Here is a 20,061-nt window from a genome sequence, read left to right on the forward strand (position 1 = left end):
CGTCCTCTCCCACTGGGCGTTCTCCGGCATCGGCCTCACTCCGGAACTCGCATGACTGGCTGCTGCCGTGGCACCGCCGATCGAGCGGACGCGGGTGGCTTCCGATGCGCGACGACGAACTCCTGACCGTTCCCGAGGTCATGGCCCGGCTCAAGATCAGCCGCTCCACCGTCTACGACCTCATCCGCACCGGGCGGCTCACCTCAATCACCATCGGCCGCGCCCGCCGTATCCCCGCCCGGACCCTCACCGACTACATCCACCACTTCGAAGAGGCAGCCTGATGACCACGCCACGCCCCATTACCCGCAAGACCCGTGCCAACGGCAACGGCACCATCTACCAGCACAAGGACGGCCTCTGGGAGGCCGCCGGCTACGTCCTCTCGCCCAGGAACACCCGCAAGCGTGTCCGCGTCTACGGTGCCACCGGCGCCGAGGCCGCCGCCAAACTCACCGAGAAGATCTGCCGCCAGCAACCGCTGCGTGCCCGCCCCCTCCGCGCAGGGCACCGTCGGCGCGTACCTGACGTACTGGCTGGAGAATGTCGCCATCCACCGCCTCCGCGAGACCACCCACACCCGCTACACCTCCTGCAACAACCGCTACCTCATCCCCGGCCTCGGCCGGAAGAGGCTCGCCAAGCTCTCAGCCAAGGATGTCCGCACCTGGCCCGACCAACTCTGCACCACCTGCCTGTGCTGCGCCCGTGGCCTCGATGCCGCCCGCGACCGGCCCCAGTGCTGCGCCGTCGGCAGGTGGTGCGGCAAGCGGCTGTCCCCGCTGACCCTGGCCTACGTCCACTCCGTGCTCAAGTCCGCCCTGGAGCACGCCGTCCGCGAGGAAGAGATCCCGCGCAACGTCGCCCGCAACGCCCGCACCGGCAACCCCCCGGCCCCGCCGCTTCGAACCCCTCACCGCCGACGAGGCCCGCACCCTCCTCACCACCGCCCAGGGCCACCGCCTTGGCGAACTCCTCAGCCTTCGCTGGGAAGGTCGACCACGGCAGCGGCACCGCCAGCATCCGCCGCACCCTCCAGCGCACACGCACCGGCGGCCTGACCACCCTCCCCACCAAGACAGTCAGCTCCGAAACGCCGCATCGCCCTCCCGGCGCCCTGCCTGCTGTCGCTCCGCGCCCACCGGACGCAGCAGACATAGGAGAAGGACAAGGCCGGCGCGGGCTGGGTGGACGGCCGCCACGTCCTCACCCGGCCCGATGGTCACCCCATCGAGCCTGCCACGCTCACCCGCCACTTCAACGCACTCCTCCACCGAACCAGGCTCCGCCGCATCCGCTTCCACGACCTCCGTCACTCGGCGGCGACCCTTCTGCTGGAACAGGGCGTCGAACTCGTCGTGTTCAAGGAGCTCCTCGGACACGCCCACATCGGCGTCACCGCAACGGTGTACGCCCGCCTCCGCCTCCAGCGACAGGCCATCGACACCCTCAGCAACAGACCCCCACCCGCACGCACCACCAGGAGCGCCACACCAGCACTTCCGGACTTCCGGCATCAACATCGTCGCGAGCGAGGCGCCCCGGCCTCAAGGCCGTTCGTCCTCGGCTCCGCCTCCGGGCGCTCCGCCTTGACCCACGGGACGCCTCGCTCGCGGTTGTGCCCGCAACCAGCCGGAGCGCCCGGGAAAGCAGCCTGTGGGGACTTGACCGGCCCCGCCCCTTCAGGGATGACGTTGCCGTCAGCGTTGCCGTCAAGACGCTCAGAAGGGCCTCGCCGAAACGTTCGGCGAGGCCCTTCTCTTGTGACTCACCCCAATTCTAGGGTCCGTCAGTCAATCGGGCGAACCTCTGAAGGAGGAGACGCCCGCGCTCGTTAATGAGCTCCACATCGACAATCGGTTTCATGTGGGGGTCGAAATACTCCAGCATGTTCCGTGATTCGATGAACGAGATTCCAAGCTCCTCCTGGAATACTCTGAGAAACTCAAGCGGAGTAAGGGTCCGAGGGCCTCGTTGAGAAAGGAATTCGAGCACCTCCAAAAAAGTTGCCCCCTCAGCCACAAGGTCTAGCAGCACGACTTCGCCATCCAAGACACTCACCTACCCTGCAGGTCGCGAAAATACGGGTTCAACATTGGTGTAGTTGCCGAACTCACCCACGAGCCTGCTTCTGTCAACCGCCACAGCAGTCATTCCATACTTTCCGGCCATGTGACCAGTGAAGGTATTTGCAGCCGCATCCTCGTAGGACATTCCAGCCCTGAGGTTTGCATTGAAGGCATCAAGGTTACTCGGCATTGCGGGAACCCATTTAGCCTGGAACGACGTGACATTTTCGGGGCCAAAATGATTCATGACATCGGCGAACATTTGCCCACCCGAAACGGAGCTCCCACCCCGCTCCACCGCCATGCTCAACGCACCATTGTTCAGGTCTGCAATAACTCCACCGCCTCCCTCATACATCTGCGCAAAGGAGCCACAGTTGGAATTATGCACCAACACCGGCGTGTTACCAGCCAGCACATAGTACGTGTGGCACGGCGGCCTGCCCTACCTGCTTTTTCGCAGGTCAGCGGCGTTTTGACGGTCCGTCGGTGTCCGTGGTTGTGCGCTGGCGTACGTGGTTGTTGCCGTCACTACTGCCGTCAGAGGTGTAGACCACTTGATCTCAATGGCGCCCGCATGCTGCTCTCGGTGAGGTGCTGGCGGTCGGCGGCCTCACTTCCACTCTCCGGGCTCGGCACGGAGGGTGGCGCGGGTGGTCGCTCGTAGGTTGTGTGGCCGGTCTGGGCGCAGTGTGCGGCGATCCAGCGGGTCAGTTCCTCGGGAGTGTGCGTCTGGTCGGAGGCGGCTCCGCAGTCCTGCTCTTCTCCGGTGACGCAGACCGCCTCGAAGGTCGGCAGTGCCATCGGGTCTACGACGGTGGTGACGGTGTATTCGCGGAACCGGTAGCGGGTGGTCGTGCCCATCAGCGCGCTCCCTGCTCGTCAGAGCCGTCGGCCTCGGCGGTGCCCGGCGGGACGGGGATGCGCTGCCCGCGCGAGTCCGCGACCCTGAGCGCGTCCGACAGGGCCTCGGTCAGCCGGCACGCCAGCCACCGGTACTCAGCGTCCGTCAGCGCCCGCGCTCCGGGAGCCAGGACGCCCCGGGCGTAGTCCAGCAGTTCTTGGCCCATGGTGAGCTGGACCACTTCGATGCCGTCGGCGAGCCTCGCCAGGTAGCCACCGCCGTCGGTGCTCAAGTAGCAGGGAAGCCCATCCGGGTTGGCCCACGGCAGCAGACGCAGTTCCTCCACTGCAAGCTCCACCGTGCTCGCGTCGAACAGACGTGTCGCCTCCTCGGCCATGCTGCTGTCCCTTCCTCGGTCCGGCTCTGTCGATTCAGGGTCTCGTTGGCCTGAACATCTCGGAGTAGCCAGCCTGTCAGCCCTGTTGTCTGCCAAGCTGGCCAGGTGGCAAGGGAATCGGTCGGGGAGCTGGTGCGGCGGCTGCGTCAGGCTCGGGGGTGGAGTCAGCAGCGGCTCGCTGACGCGCTGGCCCAGGCCGCTCCCGGGCGTGTCCCGCCGACGCGCAATGACGTGTCCCGCTGGGAGATCGGCACGCGGTCCCCGCGCGAGTGGCTGCCCTTCCTCGCCCAGGTGCTGGAGGTCCCGCGGGAGATGCTGGAGGCCGCCAAGGCCGTCCGCCCTCCCGAGCCCGCGCCTCGGGTGCTTACCGTCGCGGACTTCCTCCTCAAGGACGACCCCCTGGCCCCGCTGAGTGCGCGTACCGGCCGGCGGATCGGCGCCGGGCAGGTCGCCGACCTGGCCCGGCGGGTGCACGGCCTGCGGCTGGCAGACGACGTGGTGTACGGGAAGGACCTGATCGGCCCGGCCCTGCGGGAACTGCGGGCGGCGGTCACGATCTACCGCGAGGGCACCCACAGCGAGCAGGTGGGCCGCGAACTGCTACGGACGATTGGCGAATTGGCGCAGATTGCCGGTTGGGTCGCCTCCGATGCGGGCGAACATGCCGAGGCGGAGCGGATCTACCGGCTCGGGATCAGTGCCGCCCGTGCCGCCGGGGACGGGGTGCTGTCGGGGAACGTGGCGGGCTCGCTGGCCTACCAGTGGAGCAACACCGGACGCCCCCACGACGCCGTCACCCTCGCCACCGCCGCCGTCCAGGAGGCCGGTCCCGCTGCTCCGGCCAAGGCCCGCGCGCTGTACTTGGACCGGGTGGCCTGGGCGCACACCCGCGCCGGCCAGGACCGCCCGGCGATGGCTGCCCTCGGGGAGGCCGGCGAGGCCCTGGCTCAGGACTCGGCCGCTACCGAGTCACCGTCGTACCTGTATTGGATGGACGCCGGGGAACTGCAGGTTATGGAGGCCCGCGTTTACACCGAGCTGCACCGGCCGCTTCGCGCCGTTCCGCTGCTGACGGACGTCCTGGGTCGTTACGACGCCAGTCACGCGAGGGAGTTGGCGCTGTACCTGTCCTGGCTGGCCGTGGCCTACGCCGATGCGAACGAGCCTGAGGCGGCGGCGGGGATGGCTGGCCGGATGCTCGCCCTGGGGCAGAGCGGCAGCGAGCGCACCACGGAGCGCACGCGGATCGTGCTGGACCGGCTGCGGGCGTTCCGCGACGTCCCTGAGGTCGCCGAGCTGCTGGCGTCCTGACCATCGCGCCCGCACGGGGGTCCACCCGAACTGCTGCGGTCGGTGTCTCGGCGCACAGCGCGGCTCGTGCGTGGGCGGGTCGGCGGGTCGGCGGGGAGCCTCGCTCCGTGCCGGAGGTGACGTTGGCCAAGGAGATCCCTCGCAACGTCGCCCGCAACGTCCGCATGGGCACACCCCGACCCCGCCGCTTCGAACCCCTCACCACCGAGGAGGCCCGCGCGTTCCTCGCCGCCACCCACGGCCACCGTCTGCACGCGCTGTTCGAACTCGCGCTGCGCACCGGGCTCCGCAAGGGCGAACTCCTCGGCCTGCGCTGGGAAGACCTCGACCTGGCCGGCGGCACCGCGAGCATCCGCCGCACCCTCCAGCGCACCAACTCCAGCGGCTTGACCGCCCTGCCGACCAAGACCCGGAGCTCCGAGCGGCGCATCGCCCTGCCGACCCCATGCCTGCGCTCGCTCGCACAACACCGCGACCAGCAGCGCCAGGAACGCGAAGCGGCAGGCACCGGGTGGAAGGACAGCGGCTACGTCTTCACCCGCCCGGACGGTGCCCCGATCGAGGGAGCCACCCTCACCCGGCACTTCACCGCTTTGCTCCGCCGGGCCAGGCTCCGCCGCATCCGCTTCCACGACCTCCGGCACTCGGCGGCCACCCTCCTGCTGGAACAGGGCGTCGAACTCGTTGTCATCAAGGAACTCCTTGGCCACGCCCACATCGGAGTCACCGCCACCGTCTACGCTCACGTTCGCCTCCGCCTCCAGCGCGACGCCATCGACCTCCTCGGCAAGGCCCTTCACAACGCCGACGAGACCGCCACCCGACCCAACGACGGCGACGAACCGCCGCTTTGTGCAGCACCCGTCCGCTGACGTTGCCGTCAACTACTGCCGTCAAGACGGCAAAAAGCCCCGCCGGAGTATCCTCCGGCGGGGCTTCTCCTATCTCGCGAGGCGAGATTCCTTAACGATTCGATCCGCTAATTCAAATCACCAAGGATTCCTCCCGGGCCCCCATTCTCGAAGATTCCTTCGAGGGCCAGGGTCATGGCCGGAATTCCCCCGCCGCGCACGATCACCAGATCCGGACATTGGAAATACTGGCCGCTTTTGTTCTCGCCCGTCCCAACCCATCGATCCATGACACGAGCGATCTCGGAGAGCGTCATGAAAGTTGCGCTCCACCGGGTTCCGTCAGACGCGGTGATCTCAGCATCAACGTTCTCCACCGTCTCGACCCGATCGTCGGCGCCGAGCATGAAGACGGCCTCAAACTGGGCCTTCTTGACGACCGGGAAGGGGCTACTGTCCATAGAGCTGCATCAGCCTTCCGATGACCTTGGATTCGTTACCCTTGTCGGACTTGCCTACGATTTGAATGCCGCCGTCGACATTTCGGAAGAAAAGTCGTCCGCCGTTAGCCCCACGCGCATAGGTCACGTCGGTCCCAGCGAGCGCCTTGCTGCCAATTCCCGGATTCATATTCCCCTGAGACAGCTGATTGAAGAGATTATCCAGGTCTCGCTGGACTGCCTGATTCTTCCCTGCCTGCTGTGCCGCCTTGGTCAGCAGGGGGTCATCCCCGATAGCTGACGACATCGTCAGGCAGTTGGAATTGTGCACGAGTACTGGCGTAGTCCCCGCCAGTACATAGTACGTGTGGAGGCCATCGATTGTCAGGTCATACGTAGTCTTCGCTGCCCGGTAGTGCCGGACTTGTCCGACTGTTACTGTTCGACCATCGGCGGTTTGCAACTTGTCACCAGCGCGGATTGATCCTGCGTCAGCCCATGCTGCGGTTGTAATGCTGTAGAACGGATGGTTGCCCGTAGCCGTGATGACCTGCGGGCCGCTTGCGGTTTCCACAGTTATATCGACGAAGCTCTTGTCGTCGACCGTTATATGCCTGGCGTCGACGCGATGCTTTTCGCTCTTGCTGACTGCAGGCTGAGCATTGGATATCTCGTCACCTACCTCAACATCCTGGATCTTCTTAGCCGATCCATCGGCCATGAGGACTAGAGTGTCGGCTTCGAAGCTGTGAGGATGCAAACAGGCTTTTGCGGCTGCACTGAAGATATCATCTTCCAGGATCTTAAAATCCCTTTGCACAACCCCAAGTTCCCACGAGGACAAGGCTAGTCCGACCGTCTGGCAGTCATCGTCGTTCTTTCCGCCAAAGCCACCTCCAGCCGTGCATTTAATGTTCGGAATAATGACAGTGAGGTCGCTCAGGAATTTCAGGACATTCTTGCCGAATTCTTCGGCGTTATCCCACTGGCGCTGAGTGCGGCAGATCGAATTTCCCCTGCCCTTGCAAATGATCCTGGTGTTATATTCGTCCCACTTGTCTTTGAGGTCTTCGATCTGCTTCTCTAGCTTTTTCCTGCTGACGGGGTGGGCGTAGCCGTCGCCGTCGTCGTAGTCGTAGTCGTCGCTGGAGTTGTAGGCAGGTCCGCCGCCACGGCCGTCGTTGGGGCCGGTGCGGATGGGGTCCCCGGGGCCACGGCAGGTGTCGAGGCACATCTTGGCGAGGCCGGTGGGGTCGCTGAAGGTGAGCGGGTTGTTGCCGCTGTAGGTGTAGCCGGCCAGGGACTGCGGGTCGGAAGGGTTGAGGATCGGGTCGACGCTGATGAAACGGGCGGTTTTAGGGTCGTAGTCTCGGGCCCCGAGGTGGATCAGGCCGGTCGGTTCGCTGGTGCCGCCCAGGAAGCTGCGGTTGCCTGCCCAGGTGGAGGGGTTGGCGCCGCGTACATCGCCGAAGGGCGTGGTCCGGCGCTGGTTGACCGTGCCGGTGGCGGCGTCGATGTTGAGTTCGGCGGTCCCGTGGTGGTCGGCGACCTGGAAGGAGACCTTGTTGTCGTCGGTCCGCACCGCGGTGGCGGCGCCGAGGGGGTAGTAGCGGGTGGCGGCGGCCTTGCCGGCTCCCTTGAGGAGCTTGACCTCGGTGTTCCCGAGGTAGAGCGTCCAGTTCTCCGATGATGGGTCGGCGGTGTCGACAGTGTGGGTGGTGAGGCGGTTGCCGTCGGCGTCGTAGAGGTACTCGGTGGTCTTGCTGGTGGTTGTGGTGGTGCCGCCGGCGGTGTTCTTGACAGTCTCAGTGACCTTGGCCAGGTGGTCCTCGGTGTCCCAGGTGAGGATCTGGTCGCTGGACCGGTTCGCCGCGGGGGTGAGGTGGCGGGCCGTCGTGTTGCCGCTGATGTCGTAGCCGTAGGACTCGACGACCGGGGTGCCGAGTGCGCCGGTGACGCGGCTGATGCTGGTCAGGGTGTGCGGGCGGACGGCGGTGGCTGCGGGATAGGTGTAGGTGGTCTTGCTGTCCTGGGCGCTGTTGCCGGTCGGGTCGTGCTGGGTTTCGCTGGCCCGGGTGCCGTTGGTGTTGTAGGTGTAGCTGGTCCAGTACGGGGCGGGTCCGCCCAGGGCGGTGGCGTCAGGTGTGGCGGGGCAGCTGGCTCCTGCGGGGGTGAAGGCCTCGGTGAGGCGGGCGAGGTAGTCGTACTGGAAGCACTGCCGGTCGGTACCCGACCGGGACGTGTCGGTCACCGAGGTGACGTTGCCTGCCTGGTCGTAGGTGTAGGCCACGCCGCGGGCCGGGGTCGGGACACCGTACTGGTCGGTCCTGCTCGTGGCGAGCCTCTGCGTGCCCCACTCGTAGGTGTTGGTGACGTAGACGTCCTTGCCTGCGGTGCCGTTGGACAGGGTGGCCTGCAGGGGCTTGCCGGTGAGGCTGTACTTCTGGTCGGTCAGGTAGGTGACCTGGCCGCTGGCGGTCACAGCGGTGGCGCGGTGGAGACCGTCGTAGGTGAAGGCCACGACCTCGTTGGACAGGCTCCCGGCGGCTGGGTAGCCCATCGTCCGGGGTTGTCCGTCGTACCGGTAGCTGACGCCGCTGATGTAATCGCCTGCCAGGGCCTCCTGTCCGGGGACGGAGGGCACGGTGGTGGTGGTGCGCTCCGGTCGGCCGAGGTCATCGAAGAACGAGTACGTGGTCTTGTACTGGTAGGTGGCGCCGGAGACCGTGACGTATCGCGTGCTCGAGGAGAGCGCGCCCTTGTCGCCGGCGGGGTCCCAGGTGCGGGAGGTCAGAAGGGTGCCGGTCGGCGAGGTGTCCCGGGTCTCGATGACACGTGAGAGGTTGTCGTAGACGGTGGCGATGGTCTTGCCGCGTCCATCGGTCGTGCTGGCGAGTTCACCACGGTCGTTGTAGGTCTTGGTGGCCGTTCCCGAATCCGGGTCGATGGCCGTGACCTGGCGGCCGAGTTGGTCGTACTTCCAGCTCCACTGGGTGCCCGCCGGGTCGGTCAGCGTGGTGAGGTGTCCAGCCGTGTCGTAGCCGTAGGTGGTGGTGTCGTAGCTACTGAGTGTCCTGTCCTTGTACTGACGCAACTCTGTGGTGCGTCCGGCCGCATCGGTGATCGTGGTGGTGGGGGTTGCGCCGCTGGGTGGGATGACTGTGGCCCGGTCGCCGCTGTAGGTGGTGGTTGTGGTTGCCAGCGGGGTTCCGGTGCCATTGCCGGAGAGCTGGGTGCTTTTGATCACCCGGCCGAGGCCGTCGTAGGTGCTGGCGCTCTGCGTTTCGACGCCGGTGGCGTCCTCGACCTTGAGCAGGGTCGTGGACGGAGCGCCGGTGGAGTAGTAGGGGGCGTATGCGAGAGCGGACTGGCCGCGCTCGTCGTAGAACGTGTCAGTGAGGACGCGGCCACCCTTGTCGCCAGGGGCTTGAGTCTGCCGTACCCGGCCAAGGCCGTCGTACAGGGTGTAGGCGGTGTCCTGGGATCCGTCCTCGTTGAGTGTCTTGGTGGCGACTGCCGCAATCTTCTTGTCGTCGAGGAAGTACTGGTACTCGTTGTTGGGGGTGTCGCCGTTGCCCTTGGAGCGGTTGGGAAGCCAGACCTTGAGGGTGCGTCCCAGGCTGTCGTACAGGACGTCGGTGCGCCGTCCGTTGGTGTCGACCGTGGCCGTGGGAAGGCCGCGCAGCAGGTCGAACTCGGTTGTGACGGTCTGTGCTGTGGCTGCATTGCCGACAGTGGCAGGAGGTCCGGTGACGGTCGACTTCGTCGGCCGGCCGGTCGCTGGGGTGAAGGAGGAGGAGGCGATGCGGGGATTGGCAACCGGGGTGGTCACCGGGGCGGTGGCGTCGGTGACGTCGAAGACCGTGGTGGATGCCAGGTCGGTCGTGGCGGTGGGGCGTCCGTACTTGTCGTAGGCGGCAGTGCTGTCGAGGTAGGTGGCGCTGTTGCCTGTCCGCGACTTGAGGATGTGGGTGACCGATGCGTCGCCCTTGGTCGGGGCCGCGCCGTATTCCTGGCCGTCGAACTGGACGCGGACGTCGGACAGCACGGCAGAGGTTCCGTCAGGCCGGGTGTCGCGGTTGACGGTGGCGGTGCACTTCGCCGCGACGGTCTCGGTGTGGATGGCGCCCTTGAGAATCCATGCGGCGGTGTTGTCGGCGTACGTGGTGGCGGTGCAGGTGTCGTCGGTGTCGAGCGAGACGTCTCCCAGGTTCTCGACCTGGGTTGGGCGGCCGTAGCCGTCGAAGGTGGTGTTGGTTCGGGTCTCGCGCCACTTGGCGCCTGCGCCGTCGTCGAGGGAGGTGAAGGAACGAGCCGTGCTGGTACCAGTCAGATTGGCGGTCGTGGTGCCCCAGTCCATGACCCGCTTGGCGGTCTCCTTCTTCCACGGCGTGTGGACGGTCTTGGCGAGGACCTTGCCGCCCGGCTTGTCGAACTCTTCAGTGCGGTACTCGTAGCCGGCCCAGGCCGGGTCGTCGGTGAGGGTGCCGCCTTCGCCGTCGCTGATGTTGTTGACGACGCGCTTCTTCGTCTTGTCAGTCGGGTCCGTGCGGTCACCGTCCATGCCGCGAAGGAAGAAGTGGTCGGTCTGGGTCGACATTCCGCCGGTGCCGCCGCTCTGTACCCGGGTCTGGGCGTAACCGCGCCACTGGGACCAGGTCTTGAGCTTCTCCTGGGTCAGGCCGTTGTCGTCGTCGTAGTGCCAGGCCGCGTCACCGAGGTAGCTGTAGCGGGTGATCATGTTCGGCGCGCCGCCGGTGCGGTCCGTTGTGGTGACGGAGTTGACGACGTACTTGTTGAACCACTCGGTGGTTACCAGGTCCTTGGAGGACGCTTGGTACATCTGCGGAAAGCAGCGGGTGGTGTTGCTCTGCGGAGTGGGCAGGTTGTTCCAGGCGCACGCCGGTTGGCTGTAGCCGACGTCGACCTGTGCGCCGAGTTGGTCGGTGATGGTGCTGAGGCGCTGCTTGATGAACGGGGCGCGTCCGTCCCCGTCTTTGTCGAGGCGGTTGGCGAGCGGGGTGTAGGCGAATGTGGTCTTGGGCAGAGGGATGGCATCAGCGCCGGTGCCGCCGTCGTGCTCGACCGAGTCGAGCAGAAGCTGGTAGTCGAAGTCGGCGGTGCCCCACTTGTGGCTGAGCTTCCAGGTGTCGGTGGTGCGATAGGCCCCGTCGGCCTGGAGCGTACTGACGGCGACACTGGCAAGACGGGTGCGGGTGAAGAACGCCGGGACGTAGACCGTCTCGCAGTCGGTGTTGTCCTTGCAGTTCAGGTCCCATGGAGTGTCGTACCAGTACTGCCGGTTCGCATCGATCTTCGACGGGTCGCAGCGGCCCGTGGTGGTCTCCAGGCACCGTTCGGCGGGGGTGAAGGTGACCTGGGCCATCGGCTTGATGGTGGTCGAGTAGATGTCCGACTGCTGCTGGCCGTAGTCGATGCGCTCCAGGTAGCCGCCGCGTATGTACTGGGTGTGGTCGGATGCCTTGAGGTTGCGGCCGTAGTTGTTGGTCTCGGGGTGGTACCAGTAGGTGATGTCGTTGCCGTTGGCGTCGATCACCAGGTCGAGGTTCCACCGCCAACCCTGCTGGCACCAGGAGGAGGCGAAGTCCGCCTTGTGGCAGGGCTCGCCGTCGTTGTTGCCGTAGACCGGGACCGTGTAGACGGACTTGGTCTCGGGCTTGCCCGAGCTCCAGTTGGGAAGGCGGTTGTAGCCGAAGTAGTAGCGGGTACCGTCCGGGGTGACGGCGCGGAAGTACTCTCCGTCGTCGTCACCGTTGCCTCGGTTGGTGTCGTGCCCGCGGGTGACCTTGGTGTTGTCGTCGCCCTTGATCCGCCATTCATTCGGGCCGACCGGGATCAGCTCGCCCGAGTGCCCGGCGAAGCTGATCGTGGCGTTGTCGTACGCCCAGCACAGGTCTCCGGGGTCCAGGCCGTTGGTCTTGACCCCCTCATCGACGCAGGGCTTGTACGAGCGCTCGACGAAGCCGGGGCTGAGGTCGAAGCCGTCACCGACCCAGGACGCCTGATTGTTACTGTTCGCGGTTCGCCCGTCGACACTGCCCGAGTCGTAGGAGAGGCTGAGCTTGGGGGATAGGCCTCCCGGCATCGCCGGAACCGGCATCTCGTACGACCAGTTGAAGGAACCGCTGTTCAGTGAGGTCGACCACGTGGAAGCCGCCGAGAGAGGGGTTGCTTTGTAATCTCCGGACGGGCCGGCGGAGGACGCGGTGGCCGCAAGCAGCGTCACGCCGGCCCCTGCACCGATCTCCCCGGGTGAGGGTGCCTGCAAGGAAAGCGTGCTGGGAACCTCAACCGCGACAGCATCGGCGGTGACCGTCTGCTCTTCGGTGTTGTTGTTACCCGCGAGCGGTGTCTGCGTGCGGCACTCGGGCTTCTGAGGAGACGTCAGAGCACAGGCCGGGAGCTGGACCAGGTGGAGGCGTGAGCCGAATCCGCCACCGCCTGCCTGCGCGAAGCTGCTGTAGTCCAGTGTGACCTTGGCCTGCCCAGCGGCCGTGGTGCCGGCCAGGGTGAACAGCATTCCGTTGACACCGGCGTTGCGTGCCGCGTTCTGGTCGAGGACCGAGACCTTTGCCTCATGGATGGGATCAGTGGCCGCTTGGGCAGCGACTGCGCTGCGTGTCTTGGGAGTTGAGGGAGCCGACAGTGCGATGGGCAGGTTCCTGGTCGCGGTGGCCTGAGCTCCGGCGGACCCGAGGGAGACGATCGCGCTGCCCGGCTGCGGCCAAGCCGTGCGGGAGGCCGCCGGATCGCTGACCGTGGCGTCGGCCTTGCGCTGCTTGGTCTTCGCCGGCGAGCCCTTCACCGGCTTCTCCTGTGAGGAGACAGCGGGCTTGTGGTACGGGGCCGCCACTGCCGCCGCGACGGAGATGGTCGGTAGGAGCGAGCCGACCAGGGTTGCCGCGACTACGGCAGCCACTCTGGTCCTTGGCCGTCGTTTCCTTGTGATGGATGAACTCAATGTGATTCCTTCGGGTTCCGTCCCACTAGCAGGGACGGGGGTTCGTGCGGCGCCGAATGTCGGCTGCCGAGGGAAACGAAGATCGAAGGCCGATCTGGCGTCGCCAAGCACCGTGTGGGTCGACCAGAGCACGGTCGACCCCCACGGTGCTTGTCAGACGCCGGGTTGGGTGGGAAGCTCCCCGTCCTTGGCCGCGAGGATCGCAATTTGGGAGCCAGTCAGAACGCCTTGGTATGCCCAGACGTCGTCGAGCTCACCGGAGAAGAACTCTCCCCAGGTCCCTGCGGCCGCCCGCCGGCCGAACTGCAGACCGGAGTACGTGTGCGGCGTGACCGCGTACGACTCGAAGGGACGGACAGCAAAGCCGGTGGCCACCCTGTTGGTGCAGGTGGAATCGCCCTCGGCACAGACGAAGTTCTCGACTCGGCCGTTGACGTACAGGGTCGCCCGGGAGGCGAACGCGTCGTAGACCACCGCAAGGTGGGTCCAGCCCCGCGCCGGTGTGCTGGTCACGCTCGACCTGGTGGATGTGCCGCTGTCGCTGTCGGCAAGTTCCACCTGCCAGCGGCCCTTGGCCGTGTTCCAGCGGACTACGACCGCGCTGTTGCCATTAGCCCCCGCGAGGGAGAGGACGGTCATGTCCCGGGTCGGCGTGGCAGCGGGCTGGACCCAGCCGGCGATCGTGAAGCTCTCACCCGTGCGTAGCGGGGTGTTGCGTGCTTCGGCGTATCCGGTGGTGCCATCCAGGTTGAGGGCTCCGCCGAAGATACCGCCGGTCGCGTTGATGGTCGCGCCGCCGCCAAGGGTGGCGCCGGCGGCGAAGGGGCTCTCGTCCGGGGTGGTCTTGGCGGTGGCGGTGTTCAGCTTCCAGCGGCCGGCGAGCTGGGGGCGCTGGCGGACCATGTCCTTGGCCTCGGTGGAGGTGAGGACGCGGTCGAAGATGCGGACGTCGTCGATGTCGCCGCCGAAGTACTCGCCGTTGGCGCCTTCGCGGTTGACGGCGCCGAGTTGGAGGGGGCCGGGCTTGGCCCAGGGGGCGTTCTGGGTGTAGTCGGACTCGCCGACCAGGTAGCCGTTGATGTAGAGACGGAGCTTCCTGGCGGTGGTGTCGTTGACGGCGGCCAGGTGGGTCCACTGGTTGTCGGTGGGGCCCATGCAGGGCACGCCGTTGATCAGGGTGCCGGGGGCGCAGTCGGGCTGCATCACCCGCACGAGGGTGTCGGCGGAGCTGTCCTCCTTGTAGCGGCTGAAGAGCCAGCGCTTGTAGTAGGCGGAGTAGTAGATGGAGAACTCGCTGTTGTGCTCGCCGATCTGGCTGATCGCGATGTGTGCGGAGGTGTCTCCTTCGGCGAGTTTGGGGAGTTTGACCCAGGCGGAGACGGAGAAGCTTCGGGCGCCGTCGATCTGGGGGCGGTCGGTGCGGGCGTAGCCGGTGGTGCCGTCGAGGTGGAGGGCTTGGCCGGTGACGCCGGTGGTGGTGTTGCCGGCTCCGCCGTTCAGGGTGAGGGGTGAGGTCTCGGGTTTGCCGGTGACGGTGTTGCCGGTCTCGTCGAGTTCCCAGACGGCTTTGGCGCCGGTGCCGGTGGTGGGCATGGTGCCGCCGGCCAGGGCGGCCGCCTCTGTGGTGGTCAAGGCGCGGTCGAAGAGTTTGACCTCGTCGATCTGTCCCTTCCAGGGGTCGGTGTAGTCGCCGCGGTAGCGCAGGCGGCCGAGGTCGAAGGTGTTGCGTGCGGACCATGCCGACGGGGCGGCGACCGGTGCGCTCGGTGTGCCGTTGACGTAGAGGGTGATCGTCTTGGCCTTGTTGTCGTAGACGGCGGCCAGGTGGGTCCACTGGTTGAGTGTGACGGGGGCGGTGGAGGTGGCGATCTGCCAGGCGTAGGTGCTGTCGTCGCGGGTGCTGGTCTGCAGGGCCCACTGGCCGCTGCGGGTGCCGAGGCTGAACGCGCCGATGTACTGGCCGCCTTGGCTGACGGCGGAGCGGTTGCGGCTGTTGTCGGTGAGGTTGACCCAGGCCGAGACCGTGTAGCTGTTCGCGGTTTCCAGTACGCCGCCCTGGACCTGTGCGTAGCCGTCGGCGGTGCCGTCGAACTGCAGGGCGTTGCCCTTGTGGCCGGTGGTGCCGCTCTTGGCGCCGGTGCCGAGGGTGGCGTCGAAGCCGCCCGCGCTGCCGGCCAGGGTGGTGGAGCCGGGTCGGTCGTCCATGGTCCATCCCGCGCGCTGGGGCTGGCCGGTGCGGACGGCGAAGTAGTACGTCTCGTCCTGGGATGAGGCGGTGCCGGCCGCGTTGATCGAGCGCAGGGAGAGCCAGTGCACACCGGGCTTGTCGGGCAGGACGTTGATGGTGCGCGCCGCGCCGCCGGTGGTGGCGGTCTCGTTGGCGGCCGACGGGCTGGTGTCCAGTCCCCACTGGTACTTGACGACGTCCTTGGAGGCCGAGGCGATGGTGAAGGCGCCGTACTTGCCGACGCCGTCGGACCAGGCCAGCGAGTTGGACAGATCCTTCGTCACGGGGTAGTCGGAGGCGCTGACGGTGGGCCCGTCGGGCGTGCTGGTGTTGACCAGGAAGTAGCAGCCGGTCGCGTCGCCGGAGGAGGAGGTCGGGCCCCACTGGGCGCCGTCCCACACCCGCATGTCCCAGGCGATCCTGGTGTTCAGCGGGAGTGAGGAGGGCAGGGTGTAGCTGAAGAGCGAGCCCGAGGCCTTGAAGTCCGTGGGCGTCTCGCTGCCGTTGTTGTTGGTCGACCACCAGCGGCGCTTCCAGCCCGCGCCGTCACCGGCGTCCCAGGCCGCGCTGAACTGGACCGCGACCGGATCACCGTCCGGGTCCGAGGCCAGCGCCGTGATCTGCGGCATCTTATTGACCTGCACGGTCGAGTTCTGGCAGACCGAACCCGGCTGCATCGACAGCTCGCTCATAGCGGCCTGACGCGGCGGCAGGTTGTACTGGATGCGCAAGCCCACATTCGCGCTGAACTTCTGCCATCCGTACAGGTCCGACTCGTTCCCGGCCCGAAGCCCCAGGTTCAGGTAGTCCCAGCCGCCATCCGCAGCCTGCTGGACCATGCTCTTCACCGCGGACGCACCGAACTCCACATCCCCGGAACCGCAGCCCGCCCCCTTGGTGGGGTTGACCGTCTGCAGGAGCCGCTCCCAGAAACCCGACCGCTGAGTGTCGTTCCAGTTCGTCCCGCTGTCGAAGCCGCTCGTCCACCACAACTCCACCGGGTGGTGCGGGTCATCGCAGTTGTCGTAGGAGTGCACCTCCTGCGCGAAGAAGGTCGCCGAGAGGATGCGCTTGCCCGCGAACTGCCCCGTCGGCATCCGGTACAGGACCCGCTGGACATCCCGAGGCGCGCAGCGCGAGGTGTCACCGCAGTACCCGACACCGAACTGCCCGACGTAGTCGCTGTTGTAGGAGAAGTGCCAGTACGACTGGGACGAGTAGTACTGCGACACACCCGCCCACTCCGCCGGATGCGGAGTGTCCCAGGACGGATCGATCATCACCGGAAAGACCGTCGACGGATCCTTCAGCAGCGACTGGTTGGGCGTCAGCACGATGGCGTCCTGCGCCGGAGTGACCGCCACTGCCACCTGCGCGGTGCGCCCGGCGACACCGGGCTGGGCGGGGTCGTCGGCAGCTGCGGAGGCAGCGGCGCGCACGGCGGACCGGGATGCGGCACCGGAAGGCTCGGTCCCCTTGGAGGAGTCCCACATCAGCGGCTTCGGGGCCCGGAAGACCGTCCCGCCCGCGCCCTTGTCGACCGCCGAGAGTGATCCGTTCGTCTCGGTCTTGATCGTCAGCCCGTCCCCCTGGAGGCCGAGGCGGAGCTGATCGAGCTCGGGGTTCTTCGCGGCCTCCGCCGTACGGACCACCACGAGCTGAGTGAACCCGGTGGCGGTCGCCGTCAGCTTGAGGTCCACGTCAGGCAGGATCGACCGGTACTCGGCAGTGGCGCCGTCCAGAACGGGCTTCGGCAGCGCCTTGGGCCACGAGAGCTTCAACTCCCGCCCCGCCCGCGCCATCCGCACCAACGGCTGCCCACTACCGCCACCGGAGAACTCGACCTCCGAAGTCGCCGCACCCGGCGCCACCGCACCACTCGGCAAGGCGTGCAGGGTCGGATCGATGTCCACCCAGGCACCGTTCCGACGGGTGCGCTGCGGCTGCAGATACTCGGTGGCGATCAGCTTCCCGTCCGGCTGCGCGACCACATCGGACGTCTCGGTCCGCATCGCCTCGACCGCGACCGGCTTACCCGTCCGCTTCGCCTCCGCGACCGCCGCGCTCTCCGGCGACTGGGCCGACGACTCCACCGGTGGCTGGGTTACCACGCCGCCGTCCGCCGCCGCTTCGAGGGCCGGGGTCTGCGCTGCGACCGGCACCGCCCCCGCTCCGGCAAACGTCCCGGCGGCCAGGACCACCGCCAGCCATCGGCGCGCGGACCACCCCAGCCTCGATCTCACTTTGACCACTGAACACCTGAGCCTTATTCAAACTTTACGAATATGAGAGCGAAGCTTGCCGTATCCGATGACTACTCAAGACTGTTCGCGATCAAAGCGAGACGAGATTGATTGCCGAACGTGTCGCAACGATGGCCATGCGTGGCGAAATCCGGACAATCCGAACCGCGGACAGGGACTCATTGCCGCAGGATGGCGTCCTCGACATGAACACCGTCAACTCGCCAGCCGCCAGCCTCAGGCTGACGGGCACGGTGATCGCCGACGACATCAAGGGACCCAGATGGCCGCCGATCAGCTGCCGGTCGCCGTCACCCTCGATCCAGCACACACCCAGCCCGGCGACCGGTCTCCGGGCGCGCGTTCACACGCCCGAACCCGGCCCGGCGACCGCCATTGCCCGCAGGCGGCCGGAGTCAGTGTCAAATCTTGTCTGTGTCAGGCCAATCGAGCAGGGTTGGGCTGCACTTCACCGACCCTCACGAAGCGGAGACCTGATGTCCGAAGACATCGCGACCACGGCCGACATCCACCGGCTGCACATACGACGTACCAGGCGCATGCTCCATGCGATGACGGCCGTCGCTCTGCTGATCTCGGCGGCCGTGGGCACCGAGGCGACGGCAGTCTCCCCGGCCGATCAGCCGCAGCCGCCGTCAACCGCCCAGCAGGAGAAGGGCATGCACGCCGGCCTGCCCTTCCACGACCCCGTGGACGCCGACGCCGACAGCGCCTCCCAGCCGGACCTGAGCATCACGCTGGACGCCGACCGGACCCGCTTCGACGTGGCCGGGAAGGAGGTCTACGGCGAGTCGTACACCGGCTCGCTCGTCGCCCCGACCATCCGGGTGCGGCCGGGCCAGAGCGTCACCGTCCATCTGGTCAACCACCTGACGGTCGCCACCAACCTGCACTTCCACGGCCTGCACATCTCCCCTGAGGGCCTGTCGGACGACCCGTTCCTGTGCGTGGACCCGGGCGCCTCCACCACCTACCGGTTAGCCATCCCGGCCGACCACCCGCTGGGCACGTTCTGGTACCACAGCCACGCCATGGGCACCGCCTGCCCCGCGCCCGGCTCGGGCGCCACGGCGGACATGGCGGCGATGGACGACAGCGGCTTCATGCCGGGCGACGTGGAGAACCAGATCTTCGCCGGCCTGTCCGGGGTGCTGATCGTCGGTGACGACCGCACCCTGCTGCCGCCCGCACTGCGCCAGATCACCACGCACACCCTCGCGCTGAAGGACGTTCAGCTCGATGCGAGCGGCCACATCGCGCAGAACACCGCCACCACCTCGATCGACTCCGACAACCCGACGGTGCGCCTGGTCAACGGCCAACTGCGGCCGGTACTCACGATGAGGCCCGACGAGACCCAACTGTGGCGACTGGCCAACATCGGGGCCGACATCTTCTACCAACTCCGCCTGGACGGCCACCACTTCACCGTCATCGGAGAGGACGGCTCCCCCGTCGCGCGGACCAGCGACGCCGACACCCTGCTGCTGCCACCGGGCAAGCGCTACGACGTCCTGGTCACCGCCTGCTCCAGCCCCGGGACCACCGTGCTGCGCACCACCGCGTACAGCAACGGACCGCAGGGCGACGCCTACCCCGACACCCCACTGGCCACCATCGACGTCACCGGCGACGAGGCGCCGCGCCTTCCCGGTGTGAGCGGCCCGATGCCGACCGCCCCGGCCGACCTCTCAGCCGTCCCCGTCGCACAGCACCGCACCCTGGTCCTGTCCGAGAACGCCGACGGCACCGTCTTCTACATCAACGGCAGGCGGTTCTCGATGGACTCCTCCGTCTTCGACACCCCCGCCAGGCTCGGCACCGTCGAGGAGTGGACCATCGTCAACCAGTCCGGTGAAGACCACCCCTTCCACCTGCACACCAACGCCTTCCAGGTGACCTCGATCAACGGCGCGGCGCAGCCCTACACCCACCGCCAGGACATCGTCTCGGTGCCGCACGCGGTGAACGGGACCCCCGGCCGGGTGGTGATCCGGGTCGCCTTCACCGACTACCCCGGCAGGTGGATGTTCCACTGCCACATCGCCGCGCACGAGGACAACGGCATGATGAGCTACCTCAACGTCGTGCGGTAGTCCGAGTGGCACCGTGTCCCACCTGCACAAACGCGGGCGGGACACGGGAAGCGGTTGGGTTCGTGGTGTCCGCAGTCGGCTGCCGACACTTCGCATGGCCGGTGGACGTCCTCAAGTCGGCCGACCGGCACGGCCTGACCTCGCCGTTTTCGGGCCACATACGCCCGTACGGCGAAGTCGGCCTCGGCCTCGGCTCAGGGCAGAGGGAAGCGGTGGTGCAGCCATACCGCGTGGGAGATGATCCCCGCCGGGAACCGGAAACCCCTTGTACGACCCCCTCCCCGGCCCCCACAGCCGATCCCTCCCACAACCCCACGAACGATCCAAACGATCATCCCACGAGCTGGCCAGCACCAATCTGACCATGCCTGATACCTTGCCATCGCCGTGGTGTTCGGGAAACCGGTCGGAGTCCGGTGCGGCCCTCGCCACTGTTGCCGCGGAGTACCGCGGCCCTCGCTGACCGGCTTTCCCAGCGGTCAGGGCCACTGGGCGGGCTGGAAGAGCCGCTCGGGAAGGTCGGCCGCGGCGCGTCGATGCGGAAGCCAGGAGACCGGCCACGGCGCGACATGTTCCACGA

Annotated in this window: 9 protein-coding genes, 2 pseudogenes and 1 riboswitch; of the genes and pseudogenes, 5 read left to right on the forward strand and 6 right to left on the reverse strand. The window is 67.1% G+C overall.

Annotated features, from left to right (window positions below; genetic code table 11):
• Window positions 1-104 precede the first annotated feature (104 nt).
• Complete coding sequence (locus ACSMTC_RS03455) at window positions 105-284, forward strand: helix-turn-helix domain-containing protein (protein WP_436558146.1); 180 nt, start codon at window positions 105-107, stop codon at window positions 282-284.
• Window positions 284-1,457: pseudogene (locus tag ACSMTC_RS03460) on the forward strand (tyrosine-type recombinase/integrase); the annotation flags it as partial. The gene ACSMTC_RS03455 and the pseudogene ACSMTC_RS03460, both read left to right, overlap by 1 nt.
• Before the next feature lie 604 nt (window positions 1,458-2,061).
• On the opposite strand, the gene ACSMTC_RS03465 reads toward ACSMTC_RS03460, so the two are convergent.
• From ACSMTC_RS03465 to ACSMTC_RS03475, 3 genes are all read right to left on the reverse strand, one after another.
• Window positions 2,062-2,487: a hypothetical protein gene (locus ACSMTC_RS03465; RefSeq protein WP_436558147.1), complete on the reverse strand. Its 426-nt coding sequence runs from the start codon at window positions 2,485-2,487 to the stop codon at window positions 2,062-2,064.
• Between the two features lie 122 nt (window positions 2,488-2,609).
• The gene (locus tag ACSMTC_RS03470; protein ID WP_436558148.1) at window positions 2,610-2,933 is read right to left on the reverse strand and encodes a DUF7848 domain-containing protein; all 324 of its coding nucleotides are present in this window, start codon (window positions 2,931-2,933) and stop codon (window positions 2,610-2,612) included.
• Entirely contained in the window at window positions 2,933-3,259 is a 327-nt protein-coding gene (locus tag ACSMTC_RS03475) for a hypothetical protein (protein ID WP_436558149.1), read from the reverse strand. The genes ACSMTC_RS03470 and ACSMTC_RS03475 overlap by 1 nt, the downstream gene beginning before the upstream one ends.
• A gap of 156 nt (window positions 3,260-3,415) precedes the next feature.
• Here ACSMTC_RS03475 and ACSMTC_RS03480 point away from each other — a divergent pair, with 156 nt between their 5' ends.
• Both ACSMTC_RS03480 and ACSMTC_RS03485 read left to right on the forward strand, forming a co-directional pair.
• On the forward strand, window positions 3,416-4,621 hold the full coding sequence (locus ACSMTC_RS03480; protein ID WP_436558150.1) for a helix-turn-helix domain-containing protein: 1,206 nt from the start codon (window positions 3,416-3,418) through the stop codon (window positions 4,619-4,621).
• 128 nt (window positions 4,622-4,749) lie between these two features.
• Window positions 4,750-5,493: pseudogene (locus ACSMTC_RS03485) on the forward strand (tyrosine-type recombinase/integrase); the annotation flags it as partial.
• Between the two features lie 107 nt (window positions 5,494-5,600).
• Here ACSMTC_RS03485 and ACSMTC_RS03490 read toward each other — a convergent pair.
• The 3 genes from ACSMTC_RS03490 to ACSMTC_RS03500 all read right to left on the reverse strand — a co-directional run bounded on the left by ACSMTC_RS03490 (window position 5,601) and on the right by ACSMTC_RS03500 (window position 17,283).
• Window positions 5,601-5,933, reverse strand: a complete 333-nt coding sequence (locus ACSMTC_RS03490; RefSeq protein ID WP_436558151.1) for a hypothetical protein — start codon at window positions 5,931-5,933, stop codon at window positions 5,601-5,603.
• Window positions 5,923-12,852 (reverse strand): polymorphic toxin-type HINT domain-containing protein, encoded by a 6,930-nt coding sequence (locus ACSMTC_RS03495; protein ID WP_436558152.1) that lies wholly within the window; start codon window positions 12,850-12,852, stop codon window positions 5,923-5,925. Before ACSMTC_RS03495 ends, ACSMTC_RS03490 begins: the two co-directional genes overlap by 11 nt.
• A 195-nt stretch (window positions 12,853-13,047) precedes the next feature.
• Window positions 13,048-17,283: a LamG domain-containing protein gene (locus ACSMTC_RS03500; protein WP_436558153.1), complete on the reverse strand. Its 4,236-nt coding sequence runs from the start codon at window positions 17,281-17,283 to the stop codon at window positions 13,048-13,050.
• Window positions 17,284-17,861: 578 nt separating this feature from the next.
• On the opposite strand from ACSMTC_RS03500, the gene ACSMTC_RS03505 reads away from it, so the two are divergent.
• On the forward strand, window positions 17,862-19,481 hold the full coding sequence (locus tag ACSMTC_RS03505; RefSeq protein WP_436558154.1) for a multicopper oxidase family protein: 1,620 nt from the start codon (window positions 17,862-17,864) through the stop codon (window positions 19,479-19,481).
• 371 nt (window positions 19,482-19,852) lie between these two features.
• Window positions 19,853-20,057, forward strand: a riboswitch (cobalamin riboswitch).
• Window positions 20,058-20,061: the final 4 nt, after the last annotated feature.

The sequence above is a fragment of the Kitasatospora sp. HPM-01-4 genome, from assembly GCF_051374625.1.
Lineage (GTDB): Bacteria > Actinomycetota > Actinomycetes > Streptomycetales > Streptomycetaceae > Kitasatospora.

Excerpts from the sequence above, each read along its gene's own strand:
- ACSMTC_RS03505 (WP_436558154.1), top strand. The coding sequence starts at position 17,862 with ATGTCCGAAGACATCGCGACCACGGCCGACATCCACCGGCTGCACATA.
- ACSMTC_RS03490 (WP_436558151.1), bottom strand. The coding sequence starts at position 5,933 with ATGGACAGTAGCCCCTTCCCGGTCGTCAAGAAGGCCCAGTTTGAGGCC.
- ACSMTC_RS03455 (WP_436558146.1), top strand. The coding sequence starts at position 105 with ATGCGCGACGACGAACTCCTGACCGTTCCCGAGGTCATGGCCCGGCTC.
- ACSMTC_RS03470 (WP_436558148.1), bottom strand. The coding sequence starts at position 2,933 with ATGGGCACGACCACCCGCTACCGGTTCCGCGAATACACCGTCACCACC.